Genomic DNA, 1,949 nt, shown 5'->3' on the forward strand with positions numbered 1-1,949 from the left:
CAAAATAGTCCCTTATCTCCTGAGCGGATGAGTAGTCAATGGACAACAACGAATTCAAATGGAAACACTTTGCCCCTGAGATCATCCTTTGGGGCTTCCGTGCCAGTTCACCACTCTCTGAGCTGGTCGCCTCGTCAGTCATACAGGCAGAAATGAGGGCGGCATAAGCCGCCCGGCGGGGAAGGTGTATCTGATGCTAGGGAAAACCACCCAAAACGGTCAGTCAATCCCCAGAAGGGACTGGATAAGAAACCAGAGCGTTGCCCGGCCACTTGGGGATGTTTTCATGCCAGATCGTTAACTTTGAAATTCCTTACCTTTCAAGGTTGTTGTTTATCAGATCCAAAACACCAATTGTTACATGAGCCAACAGAGGTAATATCATCTCTTGAAATCCAAGTAACCACAGGGTCAGTAAATGCATTATTGTCCGTTTTAATCCAAATGTTATCGCCAGTTAAATAACTTTGTAACAAAACTCTTACGTAATAAGGAAAAGCACCTGCTCTAGAGGCGCCTTCACTATCAATCGAACAAGCTGAATGCGATTGGGTTGAACTTCTAAATGAAACACAAATCATTGGATGTCCTTTATATTGATCTGTATAGAAATTGGTTACACGAACATTTGTATAATTTGTTGTTTCCGCATAGGAAATATTAGGTAGCATAAAAAACATCACTATAGATATAGTGGATATAATTTTATTTAATTTTACAGTCATATTTAACACCTTATTATTGATTAATAAGTAAAATTTTCACACAATCTACTGAAAAATAGCATTAGAAGATGTTCTTATATATGGTTTTCCTTCATCAAGAATAATAATTTCACCTATTGGAATTACTTTTTTTTCAACGCATGTAGCAGCAGATGTTCTGCTACTTAGACTGGAACAAGCTCCTCCCATAAAACAAGCAGTGCTACTATCCGAATCACTATCTGAATCTGACGACGCGTACCAAGCATTTGTTGAGTTATCGACACTAGATGGCGGTAAATAATGAGGTATATCATTGACCGGAATTGCTATAGGTTCTGCACCTGTTCCATGCTCAAAATTAGGATTTTCTCGAGTTTCTATCAGGTCACCAGAAGGACTAGCATAGATATGAACACGTACTACACTAGAGTTCAGAACAGTAAATTCGGACAATACCTCATCTTCACTATCTGCAACAGATAACATGTTAATAAGTCTGAGTCTCTGAGATGGAGTATAGATAGGGTGGCTTCGTGCTGCCTGAAAAGTACCAGTTACATCAATATAGGAACTATCTGACTCCACTTCGTAAACATAATATAGGCTCGCTCTTGTAGCACTAGCCTGCTCATCTGCAAAATCATGTGCTGCTACCTCACTTCTAGATAAGCTAACAAATGCACTGGTAGCAGTGCCAGCGAAACAACTTTGACCTGTAGTATGCCTGATTATATCGAATGATCCTCCTCCAGGAGGATTAAATCCGTATTCAAATATTACCTCTGGAGGTCTTGAGTCACCTCTATATAGAGTAACAGCAAGCGTTTTCGTCGTTATAAATAAAATAGACAATATGATTAAGTTAAGAGTTTTTTTATATGCCATTTTTTTCAAATAAACCTCCGTGAAGTATTTTATAAATAATGGAACAAATAAAGCATACAATCTGTATCACTTTTTAGATACTAATGATGCAGAGGGAGCTATGGTCAAATCTTGCAGCAATGTTCAGCAGATTTTCCTCGGTTGCTGATGGGCTTGTTGCAGAAAATCCGTAGTGACCAAAAATATTCATATCGCTTTGGCGAATGGGTACTCAATGGTCAACAACGTTATAATCTAGCGAATCCCCTCAAAATTCCTTTTTTAAACAATGAGAAAGACGCGCACCGACCCTTTTGATCTAATGAATTTCGCCAAAAACCACATTCCACCAAAAGGGATGAACGATGCGCGATATTC

At 38.9% G+C, this 1,949-nt stretch carries 2 protein-coding genes and 1 pseudogene; 1 reads left to right on the forward strand and 2 read right to left on the reverse strand.

Features of this window, described 5'->3' with window-relative positions; translation table 11 throughout:
- Positions 1-38: 38 nt before the first annotated feature.
- Positions 39-119: pseudogene (locus B5D35_RS24230) on the forward strand (IS6 family transposase); the annotation flags it as partial.
- Between the two features lie 201 nt (positions 120-320).
- On the opposite strand, the gene B5D35_RS24235 reads toward B5D35_RS24230, so the two are convergent.
- Together B5D35_RS24235 and B5D35_RS23535 are read right to left on the reverse strand one after the other, a co-directional pair.
- Positions 321-725, reverse strand: a complete 405-nt coding sequence (locus B5D35_RS24235) for a subtilase family AB5 toxin binding subunit (RefSeq protein ID WP_139367866.1) — start codon at positions 723-725, stop codon at positions 321-323.
- A 45-nt stretch (positions 726-770) separates the two neighbouring features.
- Complete coding sequence (locus B5D35_RS23535) at positions 771-1,592, reverse strand: scabin-related ADP-ribosyltransferase (protein ID WP_244556734.1); 822 nt, start codon at positions 1,590-1,592, stop codon at positions 771-773.
- Between the last annotated feature and the right edge of the window lie 357 nt (positions 1,593-1,949).

This window comes from Enterovibrio nigricans DSM 22720 (genome assembly GCF_900167155.1).
GTDB lineage: Bacteria > Pseudomonadota > Gammaproteobacteria > Enterobacterales > Vibrionaceae > Enterovibrio > Enterovibrio nigricans.

Excerpts from the sequence above, each read along its gene's own strand:
- B5D35_RS24235 (WP_139367866.1), bottom strand. The coding sequence starts at position 725 with ATGACTGTAAAATTAAATAAAATTATATCCACTATATCTATAGTGATG.
- B5D35_RS23535 (WP_244556734.1), bottom strand. The coding sequence starts at position 1,592 with ATGGCATATAAAAAAACTCTTAACTTAATCATATTGTCTATTTTATTT.